The 16744-nt window shown below is 61.8% G+C and carries 18 protein-coding genes; 7 read left to right on the forward strand and 11 right to left on the reverse strand.

Features of this window, described 5'->3' with window-relative positions; translation table 11 throughout:
• Positions 1-658 precede the first annotated feature (658 nt).
• From LB557_RS01430 to LB557_RS01440, 3 genes are read left to right on the forward strand one after another with little or no spacing between them, the layout of a single operon-like run.
• A complete protein-coding gene (locus LB557_RS01430; RefSeq protein WP_224643690.1) occupies positions 659-4447 on the forward strand; it encodes a vitamin B12-dependent ribonucleotide reductase in 3789 nt (1262 codons plus the stop codon).
• 29 nt (positions 4448-4476) lie between these two features.
• Entirely contained in the window at positions 4477-4827 is a 351-nt protein-coding gene (locus LB557_RS31805) for a helix-turn-helix domain-containing protein (RefSeq protein WP_140717390.1), read from the forward strand.
• Entirely contained in the window at positions 4794-5351 is a 558-nt protein-coding gene (locus LB557_RS01440; RefSeq protein WP_224643691.1) for an ImmA/IrrE family metallo-endopeptidase, read from the forward strand. The genes LB557_RS31805 and LB557_RS01440 overlap by 34 nt, the downstream gene beginning before the upstream one ends.
• 36 nt (positions 5352-5387) lie before the next feature.
• Here the strand turns inward: LB557_RS01440 and LB557_RS01445 are convergent, their stop codons facing one another.
• Both LB557_RS01445 and LB557_RS01450 read right to left on the reverse strand, forming a co-directional pair.
• A complete protein-coding gene (locus LB557_RS01445) occupies positions 5388-6008 on the reverse strand; it encodes a hypothetical protein (RefSeq protein WP_140717394.1) in 621 nt (206 codons plus the stop codon).
• Positions 6001-6522, reverse strand: a complete 522-nt coding sequence (locus tag LB557_RS01450; RefSeq protein WP_224712997.1) for a hypothetical protein — start codon at positions 6520-6522, stop codon at positions 6001-6003. Before LB557_RS01450 ends, LB557_RS01445 begins: the two co-directional genes overlap by 8 nt.
• Before the next feature lie 183 nt (positions 6523-6705).
• Here LB557_RS01450 and LB557_RS01455 point away from each other — a divergent pair, with 183 nt between their 5' ends.
• On the forward strand, positions 6706-7074 hold the full coding sequence (locus LB557_RS01455; protein WP_140717398.1) for a hypothetical protein: 369 nt from the start codon (positions 6706-6708) through the stop codon (positions 7072-7074).
• A 3-nt stretch (positions 7075-7077) separates the two neighbouring features.
• On the opposite strand, the gene LB557_RS01460 is transcribed toward LB557_RS01455, so the two are convergent.
• Both LB557_RS01460 and LB557_RS01465 read right to left on the reverse strand, forming a co-directional pair.
• On the reverse strand, positions 7078-8058 hold the full coding sequence (locus tag LB557_RS01460; RefSeq protein WP_224643693.1) for a DUF3592 domain-containing protein: 981 nt from the start codon (positions 8056-8058) through the stop codon (positions 7078-7080).
• Positions 8059-8200: 142 nt separating this feature from the next.
• Positions 8201-8653: a lysozyme inhibitor LprI family protein gene (locus LB557_RS01465; protein WP_140717400.1), complete on the reverse strand. Its 453-nt coding sequence runs from the start codon at positions 8651-8653 to the stop codon at positions 8201-8203.
• 148 nt (positions 8654-8801) lie between these two features.
• Between LB557_RS01465 and LB557_RS01470 the strand changes: the two genes are divergently transcribed.
• Positions 8802-8990, forward strand: coding sequence for a hypothetical protein (locus LB557_RS01470; protein WP_140662059.1), 189 nt, complete (start codon positions 8802-8804; stop codon positions 8988-8990).
• A 36-nt stretch (positions 8991-9026) separates the two neighbouring features.
• On the opposite strand, the gene LB557_RS01475 is transcribed toward LB557_RS01470, so the two are convergent.
• A complete protein-coding gene (locus LB557_RS01475; protein WP_140720606.1) occupies positions 9027-10100 on the reverse strand; it encodes a GH25 family lysozyme in 1074 nt (357 codons plus the stop codon).
• Positions 10101-10432: 332 nt separating this feature from the next.
• Between LB557_RS01475 and LB557_RS01480 the strand changes: the two genes are divergently transcribed.
• A complete protein-coding gene (locus tag LB557_RS01480; RefSeq protein WP_318011724.1) occupies positions 10433-11077 on the forward strand; it encodes a DedA family protein in 645 nt (214 codons plus the stop codon).
• Positions 11078-11089: 12 nt separating this feature from the next.
• Here the strand turns inward: LB557_RS01480 and LB557_RS01485 are convergent, their stop codons facing one another.
• From LB557_RS01485 to LB557_RS01505, 5 genes are all read right to left on the reverse strand, one after another.
• Positions 11090-11884 (reverse strand): phosphodiester glycosidase family protein, encoded by a 795-nt coding sequence (locus LB557_RS01485; protein ID WP_140787491.1) that lies wholly within the window; start codon positions 11882-11884, stop codon positions 11090-11092.
• 111 nt (positions 11885-11995) lie between these two features.
• Positions 11996-12622, reverse strand: coding sequence for a transglutaminase-like cysteine peptidase (locus tag LB557_RS01490; RefSeq protein WP_015318098.1), 627 nt, complete (start codon positions 12620-12622; stop codon positions 11996-11998).
• Positions 12623-12768: 146 nt separating this feature from the next.
• Positions 12769-13641: an undecaprenyl-diphosphate phosphatase gene (locus LB557_RS01495; protein ID WP_224643694.1), complete on the reverse strand. Its 873-nt coding sequence runs from the start codon at positions 13639-13641 to the stop codon at positions 12769-12771.
• 195 nt (positions 13642-13836) lie between these two features.
• Complete coding sequence (locus LB557_RS01500; RefSeq protein WP_224643695.1) at positions 13837-14034, reverse strand: hypothetical protein; 198 nt, start codon at positions 14032-14034, stop codon at positions 13837-13839.
• Between the two features lie 151 nt (positions 14035-14185).
• The gene (locus LB557_RS01505; protein ID WP_224643696.1) at positions 14186-14581 is read right to left on the reverse strand and encodes a GFA family protein; all 396 of its coding nucleotides are present in this window, start codon (positions 14579-14581) and stop codon (positions 14186-14188) included.
• A gap of 114 nt (positions 14582-14695) precedes the next feature.
• Here LB557_RS01505 and LB557_RS01510 point away from each other — a divergent pair, with 114 nt between their 5' ends.
• Positions 14696-15724 carry an isopenicillin N synthase family dioxygenase gene (locus LB557_RS01510; RefSeq protein ID WP_224643697.1) on the forward strand — a complete coding sequence of 343 codons (1029 nt, stop codon included), beginning with the start codon at positions 14696-14698 and terminating at the stop codon, positions 15722-15724.
• 49 nt (positions 15725-15773) lie between these two features.
• Here the strand turns inward: LB557_RS01510 and LB557_RS01515 are convergent, their stop codons facing one another.
• On the reverse strand, positions 15774-16730 hold the full coding sequence (locus LB557_RS01515; RefSeq protein WP_224643698.1) for an alpha/beta fold hydrolase: 957 nt from the start codon (positions 16728-16730) through the stop codon (positions 15774-15776).
• Positions 16731-16744 lie beyond the last annotated feature (14 nt).

Consider the following 16744-nt stretch of genomic DNA (forward strand, 5'->3'; position numbering starts at 1 on the left):
GCTTGGCTGGCTTTTTGCGGCATCCCAGCAAATGTTTCGCAGCGCCCGTGCCGCTGGCCAACGATCGCACCGGCTTGCCGCCGGGCAGATGGCCGACGGCGGGTCGATTCTATCCCCGTTATCCACATGTGTGACACACAAGATGTTGGGGTCACAAAAGCTACGCAAACGAATCCTTGACGGCTCGAAACGAGTCGCCTTTTATAGGCCATGCGCTCCTGTTGAGAGCGCGACCGGAAAGTTCTGAGCCCGGTCTTTTTCCCGGATTATGTGCGTTTTGCCCGCATTTCCGCCTGTTTACGAGGCCGGCGGAAGCGTTGGGATCGTGGGTTGGGTGGGCGACGAAAGGGAGAATTGTCGGACTGGAATAAATTGTCTGTTAATACTATATTTAGTGTTTGCAGCTAAGTTCGACGCTAGATAGTGTGAATTTCCCTCGAGTGAGGGAATCGAAAAATTCAGTTTTGAGGGGCCCGCGGGCCGGTTGGCAGCCTCGGCAGATGCCTGGCAAGGCGATTGTCGTGTGCGTGGCCGAGCCTGCGAAGAGGAGATGCCGGCATTGTTCCCAATGCCGGCAAACGGCGGACTGCGCGTTTCGTCTTTTGGGGCAGAAATCCCCTGATGAAAGCGCTATATGTAGACAAAAGGGACCGGACCAATGCGCATCGAGCGTCGTTTCACCAAGCCAGGACATGCAGGCCAAGAAGGGGCCGCTTATGCGGAGATCGAATTCCGCAAGGCGCTTTCCGAGATCAAGAATCCGGATGGCTCGGTGGTGTTCCGCCTGGACAACATCGATGTGCCTGCGCAGTTTTCCCAGGTCGCCGCCGACATCCTGGCTCAGAAATATTTCCGCAAGGCCGGCGTTCCCGCGCGCCTGAAGAAGGTCGAGGAGAACGACGTCCCCTCCTTCCTGTGGCGTTCCGTCGCCGACGAAGCCGAACTCGCCAAGCTTCCCGAGGCCGAGCGCTACGGCTCCGAGATCGACGCCCGCCAGGTCTTCGACCGGCTGGCCGGCACCTGGACCTATTGGGGCTGGAAGGGCGGCTACTTCAAGGCGTCGGAGGAAGACGCGCGCGCCTTCCGCGACGAGCTTGCCTATATGCTGGCGACCCAGCGCGTCGCGCCGAACTCGCCGCAATGGTTCAACACCGGCCTGCACTGGGCCTATGGCATCGACGGTCCTAGCCAGGGTCACTTCTATGTCGACCCGTTCACCGGCAAGCTGACCAAGTCGAAATCCTCCTACGAGCATCCGCAGCCGCATGCCTGCTTCATCCAGGGCGTGCAGGACGACCTCGTCAACGAGGGCGGCATCATGGATCTGTGGGTGCGCGAGGCGCGCCTGTTCAAATATGGCTCCGGCACCGGCTCGAACTTCTCGCTGCTGCGCGGCGAAGGCGAAAAGCTGTCCGGCGGCGGCCGCTCGTCCGGCCTGATGAGCTTCCTCAAGATCGGCGACCGCGCCGCCGGCGCCATCAAGTCGGGCGGTACGACGCGCCGTGCGGCGAAAATGGTCATCGTCGACGCCGACCACCCCGATATCGAGGAATTCATCGACTGGAAGGTCAATGAAGAGCAGAAGGTCGCCTCGCTGGTGACCGGCTCCAAGATCGTCAAGAAGCATCTCGAAGCGATCATGAAGGCCTGCGTGAACTGCGAAGGCCATGACAACGACTGCTTCGATCCGGCCATCAACACGGCGCTGAAGCGCGAAATCAAGTTGGCCAAGAAATCGGCTGTGCCGGAAAACTACATCTACCGCGTCATCCAGTTCGCCAAGCAGGGCTACACCTCGATGGCGTTCAAGACCTACGACACCGACTGGGATTCTGACGCTTATCTCACCGTTTCGGGCCAGAACTCCAACAATTCGGTGTCGCTGAAGGACAATTTCCTGCGCGCCGTTGAAGAGGACGCAGACTGGCACCTGACCGCCCGCAAGGACGGCAAGGTCTTGAAGACACTGAAGGCGCGGGACCTCTGGGAAAAGATCGGCTACGCCGCCTGGGCGTCGGCTGATCCCGGCCTGCACTTCAACACCACGATGAACGACTGGCACACCTGCGCTTCGGCCGGTGCGATCCGGGCCTCCAACCCGTGCTCGGAATACATGTTCCTCGACGACACGGCTTGCAATCTCGCCTCGATCAACCTGCTGCCCTACCGCAATGCCGACGGCACGGTCGATATCGCAGCCTACGAGCACACCGTGCGGCTGTGGACCATGGTGCTGGAAATCTCGGTCATGATGGCGCAGTTCCCGTCGAAGGAGATCGCCAAGCTCTCCTACGACTACCGCACGCTGGGCCTCGGCTATGCCAATATTGGCGGCCTGCTGATGACCTCGGGCATTCCCTACGATTCCGACGAGGGCCGCGCCATCTGTGCCGCGCTGACCGCCATCATGACCGGCGTCGCCTACTCCACCTCGGCCGAGATGGCCTCCGAGCTCGGCGCCTTCCCGGACTATGACCGCAACGCCCAGAACATGCTGCGCGTCATGCGCAATCATCGCCGCGCCGCCTATGGCGACAAGGACGGCTACGAGAAGCTGGCCGTCAATCCTGTGCCTCTCGTCGCATCGGACCTGAAGCAGCAGGATCTGGCCATCCACGCCAAGGCCGCTTGGGACCGCGCCATCGAACTCGGCGAGGAGCATGGCTACCGCAACGCACAGGCAACCGTGATCGCGCCGACCGGCACGATCGGCCTGGTTATGGATTGCGACACCACCGGTATCGAGCCCGACTTCGCCCTGGTGAAGTTCAAGAAGCTCGCCGGCGGCGGCTATTTCAAGATCATCAACCGCGCCGTGCCGGAAGCGCTTCGCACGCTGGGCTATTCCGAGAGCCAGATCGCCGAGATCGAGGCCTATGCCGTCGGCCACGGCAATCTCAACCAGGCGCCGGCCGTCAACCCCGGCTCGCTCAAGGCCAAGGGCTTCACCGACGACAAGATCGCGGCGCTCAACGCGGCGCTGAAGTCGGCCTTCGACATCAAGTTCGTCTTCAACCAGTGGACGCTCGGCGCCGACTGGGTGAAGGAGACCTTCGGTTTCACCGACGAGCAGCTCAACGACTTCTCGTTCGAAATGCTGCCGGCGCTGGGGTTCTCCAGGAAGGACATCGAGGCCGCCAACATCCATGTCTGCGGTGCGATGACGCTGGAGGGCGCGCCCTTCCTCAAGGCCGAACACCTCCCCGTGTTCGACTGCGCCAGCCCCTGCGGCAAGATCGGCAAGCGCTCGCTGTCGATCAACAGCCACATCCAGATGATGGCGGCGGCACAGCCCTTCATTTCCGGCGCCATCTCCAAGACCATCAACATGCCGAACGACGCGACGGTGGAGGATGCCAAGAGCGCCTACATGCTGTCGTGGAAGCTGGCGCTGAAAGCCAACGCGCTCTACCGCGACGGCTCGAAGCTGTCGCAGCCGCTCAATGCGTCGCTGCTCGCCGATGGCGAGGAGGACGAGGACGAGGCGGTCGAGCAGCTGATCCAGGCACCGGCGGCGGCGCGCGCCGCGCAGATCACCGAGCGCATCGTCGAACGCATCATCGAACGCGTGTCGCGCGAGCAGGAAAAGCTGCCCGGCCGCCGCAAGGGTTATACGCAGAAGGCCAAGATCGGCGGCAACACCATCTTCCTGCGCACCGGCGAATATGACGATGGGCGTCTCGGCGAGATCTTCATCGACATGAACAAGGAGGGTGCCACCCTGCGTGGCCTTCTCAACAACTTCGCCATCGCGATTTCGCTCGGCCTGCAGTATGGCGTGCCGCTCGACGAATATGTGCACGCCTTCACCTTCACCAAGTTCGAGCCGGCCGGCATGGTCATCGGCAACGATGCCATCAAGAGCGCGACGTCGATCCTCGACTATGTGTTCCGTGAGCTGGCCATTTCGTATCTCGGCCGCAACGATCTCGCCCATGTCGACCAGTCGGATTTCTCCAACACCGCACTCGGCCGTGGCATCAGCGAAGGCAAGACCGACGCCGTCTCCAAGGGCCTGACCCGCGGTTCCCCGGTGAAGCTGGTGTCGAGGGCAGGCGAGCCGAAGGGCTTTGCCGGCTCCGGCACCCCTGCCCGCTCGGCGCCGACAGCCTTCTCCGGCTCCAACGTGCTGGCGCTGAAGCCTGCAACCGACGAGGCGGTCGCCTACAAGCGCGACTACGAGGAGCGGGCTAGGGAATTGGCGGAAGACATCGCCTTCGAGGAAGCGGCCTCCGATGCCTCGACCGATACCACCGCGGCGCTGTTCACCGACACGGCGGCCCATGAAGCGGCCGAAGCGAAGAAACTCGCCGCCGACCGCCGCGCCAAGTCGCTGCTGCAGGGCTACACCGGCAATTCCTGCTCCGAGTGCCAGAACTTCACGATGGTGCGGAACGGGACGTGTGAAAAGTGCGACACTTGCGGTGCTACGAGCGGGTGCAGCTGAGGACTGAAGGCGTATCGAGGGCTGCCGCGATGAGTCGAATTGCCAAATTTTGCAGAGATTGCCGAGCTGAAGCAGGGCTCAGGCTTTATGAGGCAGCATACAAGCTTCAAATGTCGCCATCCGAACTCTGCAGTGTGGAAAACGGGGAGAGTGTTGCTACAATTCCCCAGATCGAGGCCATGGCACAGTTTTTCGGTGGCAACCTCGACTTCCTCATGCATTGGTATGAGCAGGATGAGCGGGACAGACGCAAACGAGTCGAGCCGCCTGCTTCGGGCTCGGTATCGAACCCATTGGCGGTCGATTTGACGAATGTCGTCTTTCTCATGCGATACAAGGATCGCAGATGGCTGACGAATTCTACGTCGGAAGAGCCCTAAGTGCCTCAGCTTTGGCCCGCATCGCAGATGCGGTGCGGGCCAAATTTGGAGTAGCAGATAAAACATGGGTCGACGTAATAGATATCGTTGAACTTGAGCTGCCTAAAATCATAAAAGATTATAGCTTTGTTGTAAAATCAGACAAAGAGATGACCACACCGGCTTACACGGATTATAATCCTGTAAGTATAGTCGTGTCAGAAAGCGTGTATATCGCAGCGTGCGAAGGCGATGACCGCTCCCGCATGACGATAGCGCACGAGCTTGGCCACGTTTTACTTCATTCAGATTTCTTCAATTCTAAGTTCAATATGCACAGATCCGAACATTCCGAAAAGCGAATTGCCCAAGCCACAGGAATGCACAGCTCGGAATATCAAGCAAAAAGATTTGCTGCGTATATTTTAGCTCCGCAGTCTATATCAAAAAAATACTCTGACCCAAAGAAACTAGCCTCCGACGCTGGAATTTCCATAGCTGCAGCAAGGATAGCCATAAAAGACGCCAACAAATATTATATATAGTTTCTTTGAAATTAATCGGGCTCCCAGCGCCTACCGCTACGGCAACACCCGCAGCGTCTGCTCATCAAACAACGGCTCATCCTGGCCCACGCGGACGAACAGCAGCTTGTGTCCCTCACCTGCCGGCACCTCGAAATACTGGATGCTATCCGGCATTTCGCCCCAGTCGCCGCAGGGCGGTTCGGGGACCTCGTCAGGGTCGGCCTGCGCCTTCAGCTCTTTCGCATAGGCGGCGTCGGGACTGAATGTGTAGCGTTTGACGCCGGCGGGCACGGTGCCCTCCGTGTAAGGCGCGAGCACGCAGCGGGCGTTGACGGCCTTGTCGGTCTTTTCCAGGAACAGGCGCCGCATGGCAGCCTCCGCGGTTTCGCCAGGCTGGATGTCGAACATCTCGACAAGCGGATCTGGCGCACCGCCATCGCTGTATTTGATGGCGAGCGCATTGCCGACAAACTCGAAATGGATCTGGCGAAAGCCGAAATCGCAGCGCTGCGCCCAAGCGGCCAGACCGATCGCCTTGTCGGCCAGTTTTTCCCAGACGCATTTGTCGATCGGCGGCCGCGATGGTACCGGCTCCTCCGCACGCGCCCCGGCAGATATCGTCACGGACGCGAACAGGGCGCAGGTCCAGACGATCGATCTCATGGTGCTATTCATTGCTGCGTCCTGTCAAAGTGAAGGCATCCCAGGCCGAGCCATCCGGATTAGCATTGGCGAAATCGGGCCATTCGCTGAACGTCGCACCGAAATCCGGCAGCAACAGCCCTTTCGGCGCCGGTGTCGCATCGCGAGAGTTCAACTGCTCGGCGCCGCCTCCGGTCAGGGCATAAACCTGCCCGTCCCATATCCGGCAAAGCCCGCTGTCGTCTTGCAGACCCGCTTCGCGGTCGTCGTCGGTGCAGGGATGGCGGATCGTACCGAGCGGAAACGAATTCTTGCCGTTGGTCCAGGTAATATCGGCCGGCAGGCTTATGCCGGTATGAGGCACGGCCAGCGAGAACACCTGCGTCGTCAGTGCCGCCGGTTCGTTGCCCAGCGGCCGGAATTGCATGACCGCGCCCGAGCGTGGCTCCTGATAGGTGGCGTGGCTCAGGAGGCATTCCTTGGCGCCCGCCGCTTGCATGAGCCCGAGCGAACCCAGGGCAACGAAGGCCAGTTTGCGAATGATCATCGAAATCTCGGGCAATGTGTTGTGAAGCAAGGCCGGCTGCGTGCCGGGCCGCACAGTCGCATCATCGGTACAAAACCATAAACGAAATCCGGAACCGCTGCGTTTATCGTCCCTCGATCGAAAACTTGCCCCACACAAACCCGCAATCTGTATGATCGAACGCAGCGGCCCAGGAGACAAAAGATGCAGCGTTTGGCACTGATCATAGCGATCTCCGCAACTGCGATTGTGCCGGCCGTAGCGGCAGCACCCTATGTCGGGACGTGGTCCAGCGACAGGTTGAACTGCCATGCGACCGCCGACGTCCAGCGCCAGACTGTCTTCACTGTGGATCAGTCGGCCCTGTCGTTTCCCAACCTCGGCTGCGAGCACGCGATCTTTCGCAAAACCGCCATCGGCTGGGTGGTTCGTGCCAGCCAGTGCTACGGCGCGGACCCATCGCTCGACGAGCCATTTTCTCGCACCATCCATATCAAAATCGACGGCGCGACGGTGCGGTTGAGCTGGCGCGGATTCGACAGCGGACCTCTCGTGCGCTGCTCAAGGCGGTGACACTCAGACCAACCCGACCAGCAAGGCCGCGCCGCCGAGAAAGCCTGCCGAGCAGACCCACAGCAGCCATAGCCCACGCACCCGGCATTCGAGCACCGCCGAGGCGGGGTTGGCGGGGTCATAGCGAACGTCGACCTTGCTGCCCTCGACATAGCGCCGCGCCTGACCGCCGACGAGGCCGGGCAGCGAGGCCGTCACGCTGGCGCCGAAAGCGACGCGATCGGCGCTGTAGCGCTGTCCGGCGACACCATAGCTGTAGACGATGCGGGATTTGAACACCGTGCGCCAAGGCCGGTACCCACCGCCCTCAAACCGGTCGCGGGTCTTGATTGCCTGCAGGCCGGACGTATCGATACGGCCGGCAGCGGTCGGCCATGTTGCCGCTTGTCCGGCCATCGATCTTTGGGCAAAGCCCATGCGCAGCACAAAAAGCCCCATGAACAGCAGGAATGCCGCCGCACCGAGGTTCCGCGGCTTGGGCAGATGCGGCCCGATAGCCTCCAGCACGCCACCGACCGAAAACACCAACACCAGCGCACCAACCACGAGCCCCGCCGAAAGCTGGACCATGAACTTGAAGGCGCCGTCCGGCATGGTGCGCTCGATCACGGCCTTGCCCGGGCTGGACGGGTCATAGAACACGGTTACCGCCGCGCCACGCGGAAACCGCGCAAGGGTTTCCGCGACTTCGAAATTTCCGAGGTTCTCCTGCACGCTGTAGTGCGAACTTTGAAATGTCTTGCCGCCCACCTTGTACTCATAGGTGATGGCCGGAAAGTTGCGGATTTCGGTCGAGGTGCTGCTCTCCGAGCCGGTACCCGAGCTTGTCACCTCGCGCGCCTCGACGCGCGACGAGACGATCTTTCCAGGCGTCGGCAACCAGCGGCTGGCCGCCTTGACCTCGAGCCATTTCAGGAAGGTGACGATCGACAGCATGCCAGCGACCGCGCAGGCAAAGCCGACCAACAGAAACTTGAGCTCCAACTCGTCCCCCCGACGACTAGAGTACAGCAGCACGCATATAGACAGCATGGCGAGGGCAATGTCTTGTCTATTCGCAAGATCAGGAAATGACCGCCGGCAAGGTTCAATGCTGTCGCGTGGCCATGGGAGCGGCGACCAGCCGCTATTCGGCATCCTCTATTGCCATGACACGAACATAGCCCTCCAGCTGAAGGGCGCGATCCCGGATGATGTTGGTGGCGTCGGCAGCCTGCATGGGCACGTACATCGTGCCTTGCCTTGTTTCATAGAGAGCGCCCCGTGTCTTCGCCTCGCTGTCGCGGAAGGCCAGCCAGGCGCGTTGTGACAGACGAAGATTTTGCGCTGCCTGGCGCGGTAATTTGCGCAGGAGTGTAGCATAAGCGGCATTCATGCGGCGATCGTAGTCGCTTGATGCCGTCGCCTCGCAGTCGGTTTGGCCTGCTGTAGAGCCATTGGCTGGATCATCCAGGCAGCGGTCGAGCGTATCGGCGGTGGCGTCTTTCAGACCCGCGGCCATCGGGCTCGCGGGCAACAGCAAAGTCATCAGGCAGACCAGTGCCCCACCGAGCCGAAGCCTCACACCGATGTTCTCCATCTTGCCTCCGAGGACGTGTCCGAAGCACGGTGGGAACCGCGCCAGGAACTGGTGGCCAATGCGGCGGGCCATCCGCACGATGACGTGATAAAAGGACGATCGATCCGATCGGACGGAGATCCAGGAGGCAACAGCCGGGACGATGCGCATGAGCGAACAAACCGAAGATGACACCGATATACTGAACCAGCTCGCCTATGTCAGGGCCGATCCGACCCAGCACGACACGTTGACCCTTCTCGCCATGATCGATGCCGCGATCGCCGAGATCATGGGCTTGAGGGCGCGGCTGCGGTTGAGCGAGGAAAAGAACGGCGGGAGCAACCAGTTCCAATAGGTGGACAGGGCGAGCGCCGACGCGAAACCATCGGTTCTAATCCGCGTCGGCCATCATGGCCCGACCTCCGCCGCCGGCCCAGGCGCGCCATTGCCGCTCATCGCCATGGAAGACGTTGAGATCGATGCGGCCGGTTACGCCATGCGACAGGCCGGAGCCGGAATACTGCCAGAACAGCCATTTGCGATCGGGATAGACCTTTGACGGATGCCGGGCCACGGCGCGCAGCCAGAACGGGTAATCCGGGAATGCGCCCTGAAGGTTGTCGCGATAGAAATCGGGCGCCGTGTAGATGATCGGCCGCTGGCCGTAATGGCGCTCCAGCTTGTCCATGAACACCTGCATCTTCTCCAGGACCTTTTCGCGCGACGGGCGCCGCTGGCAGCTGGAGTCGCCGTTCCACTCGACGTCGATCACCGGCGGCAGCGCGCCGTCGACCTTCGGCACGTTGCGGATGAACCAGTCGGCCTGCTCGCCGGCGGTGCGGCACCAGTAGAAGAAATGATAGGCACCGCGCTTCAGGCCCGCCGCGTCGGCATCACGCCAGTTCTTCATAAACAGGGGGTCGAGGTGGTCGCCGCCGTCGGTCGCCTTGATGTAGGCGAAGTTGGCGCCCTGGGCGCGCAGCTTCTCCCAGTTGACGTTGCCTTGCCAGCGCGACACGTCCACCCCGTGCACGGCAAGGTGACGGGGCGACGAGCGGCCGAAATTGATCGGCTTGGCATCGCGGAAGCCATAACGCGTGACCGGGCCGGCCAGCATGGACGGTGCCGCCCGCGACAACAGCTTCGGCGGCGATACCAGGGCGGCCTCCTCGATCGGCGGCTCGACGCTGTCGGGCAGTTCGGGTGCGGGAAACGCCACCGTCTCTTCCTCGGCAAGGCCATAAGGCCGAGCGGTGGTATCCTCTGCCGCAGCCTCAATCCGCTTGCGCGCCGCGTTTGCCCTGGCCACCGGAACGGACGCGATCGGCGCGCTTGGACGCACCACCGAACTGGTGACTTCATTGGACGGCTTCTGCATGTCGAGCGCATCCATGCCCGATGTCGACGAACAGCCGGCAAGGCAGAGCGATGCGATCACGAAACTCACGACGCCTGGTAACCGCATCTGGACCTGTACTCGAACACAACAGACCGAAGGCGACGGCCGACGGACAACCAGACGAGTTATGAACGAGAAATTACCAATAAAGTTTGAATCAAGTTTTTTACCATAGCTGTGGCCGCGTTCTGACAGTCGTCGGCAGCGGCCCGGCCAAGCCTTGACAGGGCCATGATGTGGCTGTTGAGAACGGGGTGCGGCGCGGCGGCCCTGCCCGCGCCAAGGGCCGCAAGCTGCCGGTCGAGAATTATTACGGCTGGCTCCTCGACGGCAAGCTCGACGAACTCAGGAGCTTGCTCGACAGGGCAGCTGAGGAACACTTTCAACACGGAGCTTGCGTGCAGTCGTTCATCGACCAGAGCGTATGTTTCATCGAGAACCATCAGGCCTGGGCGGGTCTCGTGGTCGGGTTGCTGGCCTTCGGCGAGTCGCTGGTGCTGGTCGGCATCCTGTTGCCTGGCACCACGGTGCTGATCATCGTCGGCGGGCTGGTGGGCGCCGGTATCGTCCAGCCCCTGCCCGTTCTCCTCGCCGCGATGCTCGGCGCGGCGCTTGGCGATACCATCTCCTATTTTCTGGGCAAATGGCTGGGGCGTGGCGTCGTCCACAAATGGCCGCTCAACCGCTATCGCCGCGAGATCGCCAGGGCGCGCCTGTTCTTCCACCGCTACGGTGTCGCCGCCGTTTTCGTCGGCCGCTTCTTCGGTCCGGTGCGTGCCACCGTGCCGCTGGTCGCCGGCATGATGGGCATGAACAGGCGGCGCTTCCAGGCCGCCAACATCCTGTCGGCGATCATCTGGGCGCCGGTCGTGCTGTCGCCTGGATGGCTGGTGGCGAAAGGAGCCGACAATCTGCCCGAACTCGACGCGACCAGCCTGTTCGGCCTGGCGGTGATCGCGGCCATGGTGGTGGCGATCATCGTCGCCGTGCTTGTCGTCAGACTGCGTGGCAGGCGCAATGCAGGGAGTGCGTCTCGCGATTGAAGGCGCCTTGCATCAGCCGCCGCGCTTCCTGAAGACGCCGATCATCGGCCCCAGATTCCAGTAGTCGTCGTTGCGACCGATGGCCGGAGCGAGCAGGCTCGATATCGTGCCGTCGAGAAAGAGCGCGTTGTCGCAGCCGAGCGCGTCGCGAAACAGGCGGGCGAAGGCATGGAACGTCACCGTGCCGTTCGAGATGGCAAAGACGGCAACACCGTCCTTTCGCACTCCGACGCCGTCGCGGCTCTTGCGCGAGGTGCCGTCGGCCTGGAATTTCGGGTGAAGCTGGCCGTCGATTACCAGCATTGGCCCTGATTGTGTCGCATAGTCGGTGGCTGGCCGCTGCCTGACGAAGTCCTTGGTCGCCCGCACCACGGCCTTGCCGCGGCTGATATAGAAAATGCCATTCGGCTGCAGCGAAAAATTGCCGCTTCCCGATCCCGTTTTCACACCGGCCATTTCCTGGCCGCGTTCGACGTAAAGGCCGACCGGCCTGAGATCGGGGTGGTACATGCCGGCATTGATGGCAAACAGCATGGTCCGGCCCGCCATGCGCTGGGCGTTGTCGAGATTGTGCAGCGACTGAAAAGGCTTGCCTGCCGGGTCTTTCCAGAACAGTTCGATCGAATAGAGCTTCGGATCGACCTCGCAGACGAGGAAGCTCGTAGCCTCGAAGGAGACGTCGCGGCACGGCGGCACCGAAGCGAACCACTGGCCGAATGCCGCTGTCGTGGCGACCGCGTACGGCAACGCGGCCTTGAACAAGCTCAGCAGCAAGGGCGCCGAATAAAGGACGGTCAAAAAATCCATGCGCGTTCCGGATTGCCATTCCAACGAACTGTCGTGGATAGCACCGCTTGCCGGCACGATGAAGGATTTGCTGAAAGAAGTATGGATTATAACCCGGACTTCGGGCAGCGATTATTTGACCGCGCTGACCAGCTTCTCCTCGCCGGCAAGAATGGAGACCCAGCGCCCGGTATTGTCGCTCGCCTGTCTTTTGAGATAGCGATACGGGGTCTGGTTCCAGAGGCGAACCTTGTCGACGAGATTGTCGAGGATGAAGTCGCCCTTGTCGGTGCGCACCGTCAGCACGGCATGGCCTTCGCCGTCCGGCTTGCGAACCACCGTCATCAGGAGATTGGCTATGGCGATGCCCAGGCTGTTGAGCTCACGCCGCTTTTCCAGCGCGTAATCCTCGCAATCGCCGAAGCCATTGTCCGGATAGGCCCACCATTCCTCCTTGCCGTAATTGTCCATGTCGCTCATCGGCTTGACGCGCGCGTTGACCGAGAGGTTTACGGCGCTGATCTCCCGCAACAGCTTGCCAGTCATCTGTTCCGGCTCGCTGTCGGATGAACGGATCGAGCACTCGGCGGCATGAATCTTGCAAAAATCATAGTGGCCAATCGGCTGGGACGTCGAGCCGCCGATAGCCATGGAAACGGGAGCCGTGTAAGCGGAATTCGCCGCCGAACAGAAAGCAATCAGGGCAATCGCAAGCCCCAGCCCCTTCGCCTTCCGGCGCCAACCCATCGAGGATGCCATCCGGCCCCGCCCATCTGTTTTGTTAACAGAACGTTAAGGGCGGTTGTATCCCGAAGTCAACCAAACCGGCCGATCACATCTTGGAGGGACGCCGCATGCCCCTTCGAGGGTTGCAGCAGCGCAACACCGAGGTTCGGGCTAGGGAGCTAGGCGAGCCATCCCATCGCCACCCCCAGCAGCAGGACGACGCCAAGCAGGCCACGGTAGATGACAAAGGGCCAGGCGGAGAAGCGTTCCAGCACACGCATCAGGCCCCAAATGGCGAAGAAGGCCGAAATCGAGGCGACGAGCAGCCCCAGGCCAAGAACCGACCATCCATGGGCATCGAGATGCACCTTGTGCAGTTCCCACAATTCCTTGAGGCCGGCGAGCGCGATGGCCGGCAGCCCGAGCAGGAACGAGAAGCGTGCCGCCTCGGCCCGCTTGAAGCCGAGCCCCAGTGCCGCCGTCAGCGTCGAACCGGAGCGAGAGACGCCCGGGATCAGCGCGCCGACCTGGGCGACACCGACAAGAAGCGCGTCGGCGAGCGACGCTTCGCCGATGGTGCGCTTGTGGCGGGCGAAAATCTCGGCCAGGGCCAGCAGGATAGCCATGCCTATGCAGGCCCAGCCAATCACGCTCAAGCTGCGCAACGGCGAATTGCAGGTGTTGAGAACACCCGAAAGTGCCACGCCGGCGATCACAATCGGGATTGTCGCCAGCACGATCCAGGAAGCCAGTTGGAAATGCCGATCGGCGAAATCGCGCCGTGTGAGAGCGTCGATCGAACCGAACAGGAGATCCCTGACATCGCCCCAGAAATAGCTGACCACGGCGGCAAGGGCGGCAAGCTGCATGGCGGCGGAGAAGGCGGAACCCGGATCCTGCCAGCCAAGCACCGCCGGCACGATGCGCATATGGGCGGTCGAGGAAATCGGCAGCAGTTCGGTTATGCCTTGCACCAGGCCGAGGAATGCGACCTTGGCAAATCCAAGGCCGACAAAGCCCGTGTCGACGCCTTGCGTGCAGATATCAGCCATGTCGGGTTCCATCCGGGAGAGATCGGAGTTGCGAAGGCACCATCGGAGGAGATCGGTGCCCCGGCAAGGCATACCGTCATGCGGCGGATAATCAATTTACGGATTTGTAAGCTGGCACCGCCGCGTCGGACGCGCACGGTTCAAACCGGCCCGAAGGGCCGGCGATGCTCCCATGGCTGGAGGTTGGCAAGACGATTATGGGCAGAGCCAAAGTTTCTGGCAGGTCCTGGCAATAACATGGGCGGCCGGCACGACAGGCTCCTCCGTGGAGGGCCGGCGAGCCCGCTCGAGCAGCATGCGCACCTGTTCCGGGCGCACACGGTCACGTTCCATCACGAGCAGGACCATAGGATCGCTCAAAAGCTCGTCCAGGGTGCTGATGCTGTCGTTCATCCGTCGTCTCCTCGAATGCCGGGCCCGCGACGCTTAGATAGGGAGACAAAGATGGCCCGCCAATGACGCTTTGCCGGCTATCACGTGTCTCTTTGGATTAATTTTTGGTCATCCTGGGGCACGTCCTTTCCCTTCGCGGGGAAGAAGGAAGCTAGGCCGGCGGAGCGCCTTCAAATTGCGGCAGGCCGTCATCCAGCATCACCCAGGGCTGTTTCGAGACGGTCCAGATGTGCATCTGGGGCCTGAACAGCGACGGGTCGTCAAGCGAACCGGTCGTCACGCCGATGATGCCGACGGAATCGCGCCGCGAAAACAGCGTCGTGCCGCAGGCCGGACAAAACCCGCGCTTGAGGTCCGGCGAGGTGTTGACCGTGGCCAACGGGCCCTCGACCGTCACATCGTCGATGCGGAAAAGAACACGCGCATTGAACGCCGCGCCGATCGCCTTCTGGCAAAGCCGGCAATGGCAGATGCGCTCGTTGATGGGCGCGGCATCGGTGCGATAGCGCACGGCCCTGCACAGGCATCCGCCCTCGTATTTTGCCATCGCCTGGATCCATTGGTGGAGTGAACAGGCGGCAAAAGTAACGGTGAGGCCGATTGGGTCAATTGAAAAGCTTTGATACAAGGTCATCGATTATCGTGATGCAGCAGGATTGTCATGACACCCGACATCGAAACGATCGGCATCGCGGCCCTGTTCGGGTCGCCCTCGTCCGCGCGCGACCGTGCCGACGCTGGGATCATGGCCGCGGCGGCCGGCATCGGCTTCCTGGCGGTCCGGGATTTTCCCGGCGATGACTGGCTGACGCCCGACAAGCGCGCGCAATTGCTGCGCATCTTCGCGCTTCCTGACGCCGAGAAGCAGGAATTGCTGCGCTGGAATTTCGATCACACCAAGAAAAATTTCTACCGCGGCTGGTTTCCGCTGCAGCCGCAAGCCGTTTCCTACAAGGAAGGTATCGACATGGGGCCGGACCTTGCCGATGCGGCGCGAGTCACGGCTTCCGACGATCCTTTGTGCGAGCCCACACCGTTGCCGGACGAGAATGCCCTGCCCGGCTGGCGCGCTGCGGCAGCCGACTACTATCGCGTGATGGGAACGGTCGGCACCATGCTGATGCGGTCGATCGCCCGCGGGCTTGGCCTGCCCGAGATGACCTTCGATGCCTATTTCGACGGTGGCATCTCGACGCTGCGCCTGATCCGCTATCCGCTGCGCGACGCCAGTGCGGGCGTCGATACCAGTGGGCCCGAGTTTTCGGTGACCCACAAAGGCGAGACGCGCACCATCATAGGCCGCGAACATGCCGATTCAGGCTTCGTCACCTTGCTGGCGCAGGACGGCGTCGAGGGCTTGCAGGCGAAGAACCTCGCCGGCGAATGGATCGACGTGCCTCCAGCCGATGGCACGCTGGCGGTCAATTTCGGCCAATTGCTGGAACGCTGGACCGGCGGCCGCGTGCGGGCGACACGGCACCGGGTTATTGCGCCAAAAACGGTGCGGTTCTCGATCCCGTTCTTCCACGAGCCACGCGTCGACGCGGAAATCTCGCCTTTACCGCTGGACGGCGCCGAACCCTTCGCGCCGTTTCTTTACGGCGACTATCTCTGGGAGTCAGCGACGAACTTCGTCGAAATGAGCGGCATCAAGCATCTGAGGCAGCCGCGCCGGGCCAAGGCTTCCTGAACAGCACGCCGGCTGTCTCGCAGGAGACGGCCGGCGGAGATGGCAGGGGTCATTCGGCTTCGCCGACCACCTCGTCCCAGCTCTTCACCCTGGTCTCGCCATCGAGGAACGGCAGTGCGGCGGCCGTCAGTTCCGGAGCGAAGAAGACATCGTAGTGGGTGCGGTTGGGCAGGATGGCCAGCCGGTTCCGCGACAGGTTCTCGCGCATCCAGCCGGCATCCTTCAGGCCGCCGCCGAGCATCTGGTAGAACTTGATCTCGTGCTCGGGCTTGTACATGTCGCTGTCGCCATAGGCGAGCATCACGGGCATCTTCAGCTTGGGAACGTCGGCCGAGAAGTCGTAGTTCTGGCGCATGAAATTGCCGAGCGCGTCGAGCAGTTTCGGGAAGTCCTCCGGATGCGGGGCGACGGCGACGTAGGATTTGTACATCGGCGTGTCTTTCATGTACGTCGCGGCGGCGGCACTCACCTGTGCCTGCTGCGGACGCATCTCGTCGTAGAAGCCGTCGGCGGCATAACCGGTCGAAACAAGGACCAGCCGGCGCACGGCCTCGGGATGCTGGACCGCCATGCGGAAGGCAACGCCGCCGCCCAGCGAATAGCCCATAACGTCGACCTTGTCGTAGCCGAGTGTATTGACGATACCAGCCATGTCGTCGCCGATCGCCTGCAGGCTGAATGGCCGGTCGCCAAGGGCGGTGCGGCCATGCCCCTGCAGGTCGACGCCGATGACGGTGCGGTTTTCGGCAAGCTTGGGGAGGATCGGCGCGAACATGTCGGTGGAGCCGAGGCCGCCATGCAGCAGAAGCAGCGGCTCACCCTTGCCATAGACGGCGTAATAGTAATTCACGCCATTGATCGGCAGCAGGCCGGACTTTTGTCGCTTCGGCAGTGTTTTCGTTTCGGTCGTCATGGCAGGCTTTGTCTCCTCTGCATTGATGGTGCCCAGGCAAGCGAGAAACGCAGCGGCCGAGGCAAAAATGGCAAAAATCAGAACTTTGGACATATCGAACTCCTCCG

It is taken from the genome of Mesorhizobium sp. BR115XR7A, assembly GCF_020165315.1.
GTDB classification, from domain to species: Bacteria; Pseudomonadota; Alphaproteobacteria; order Rhizobiales; family Rhizobiaceae; genus Mesorhizobium; species Mesorhizobium australicum.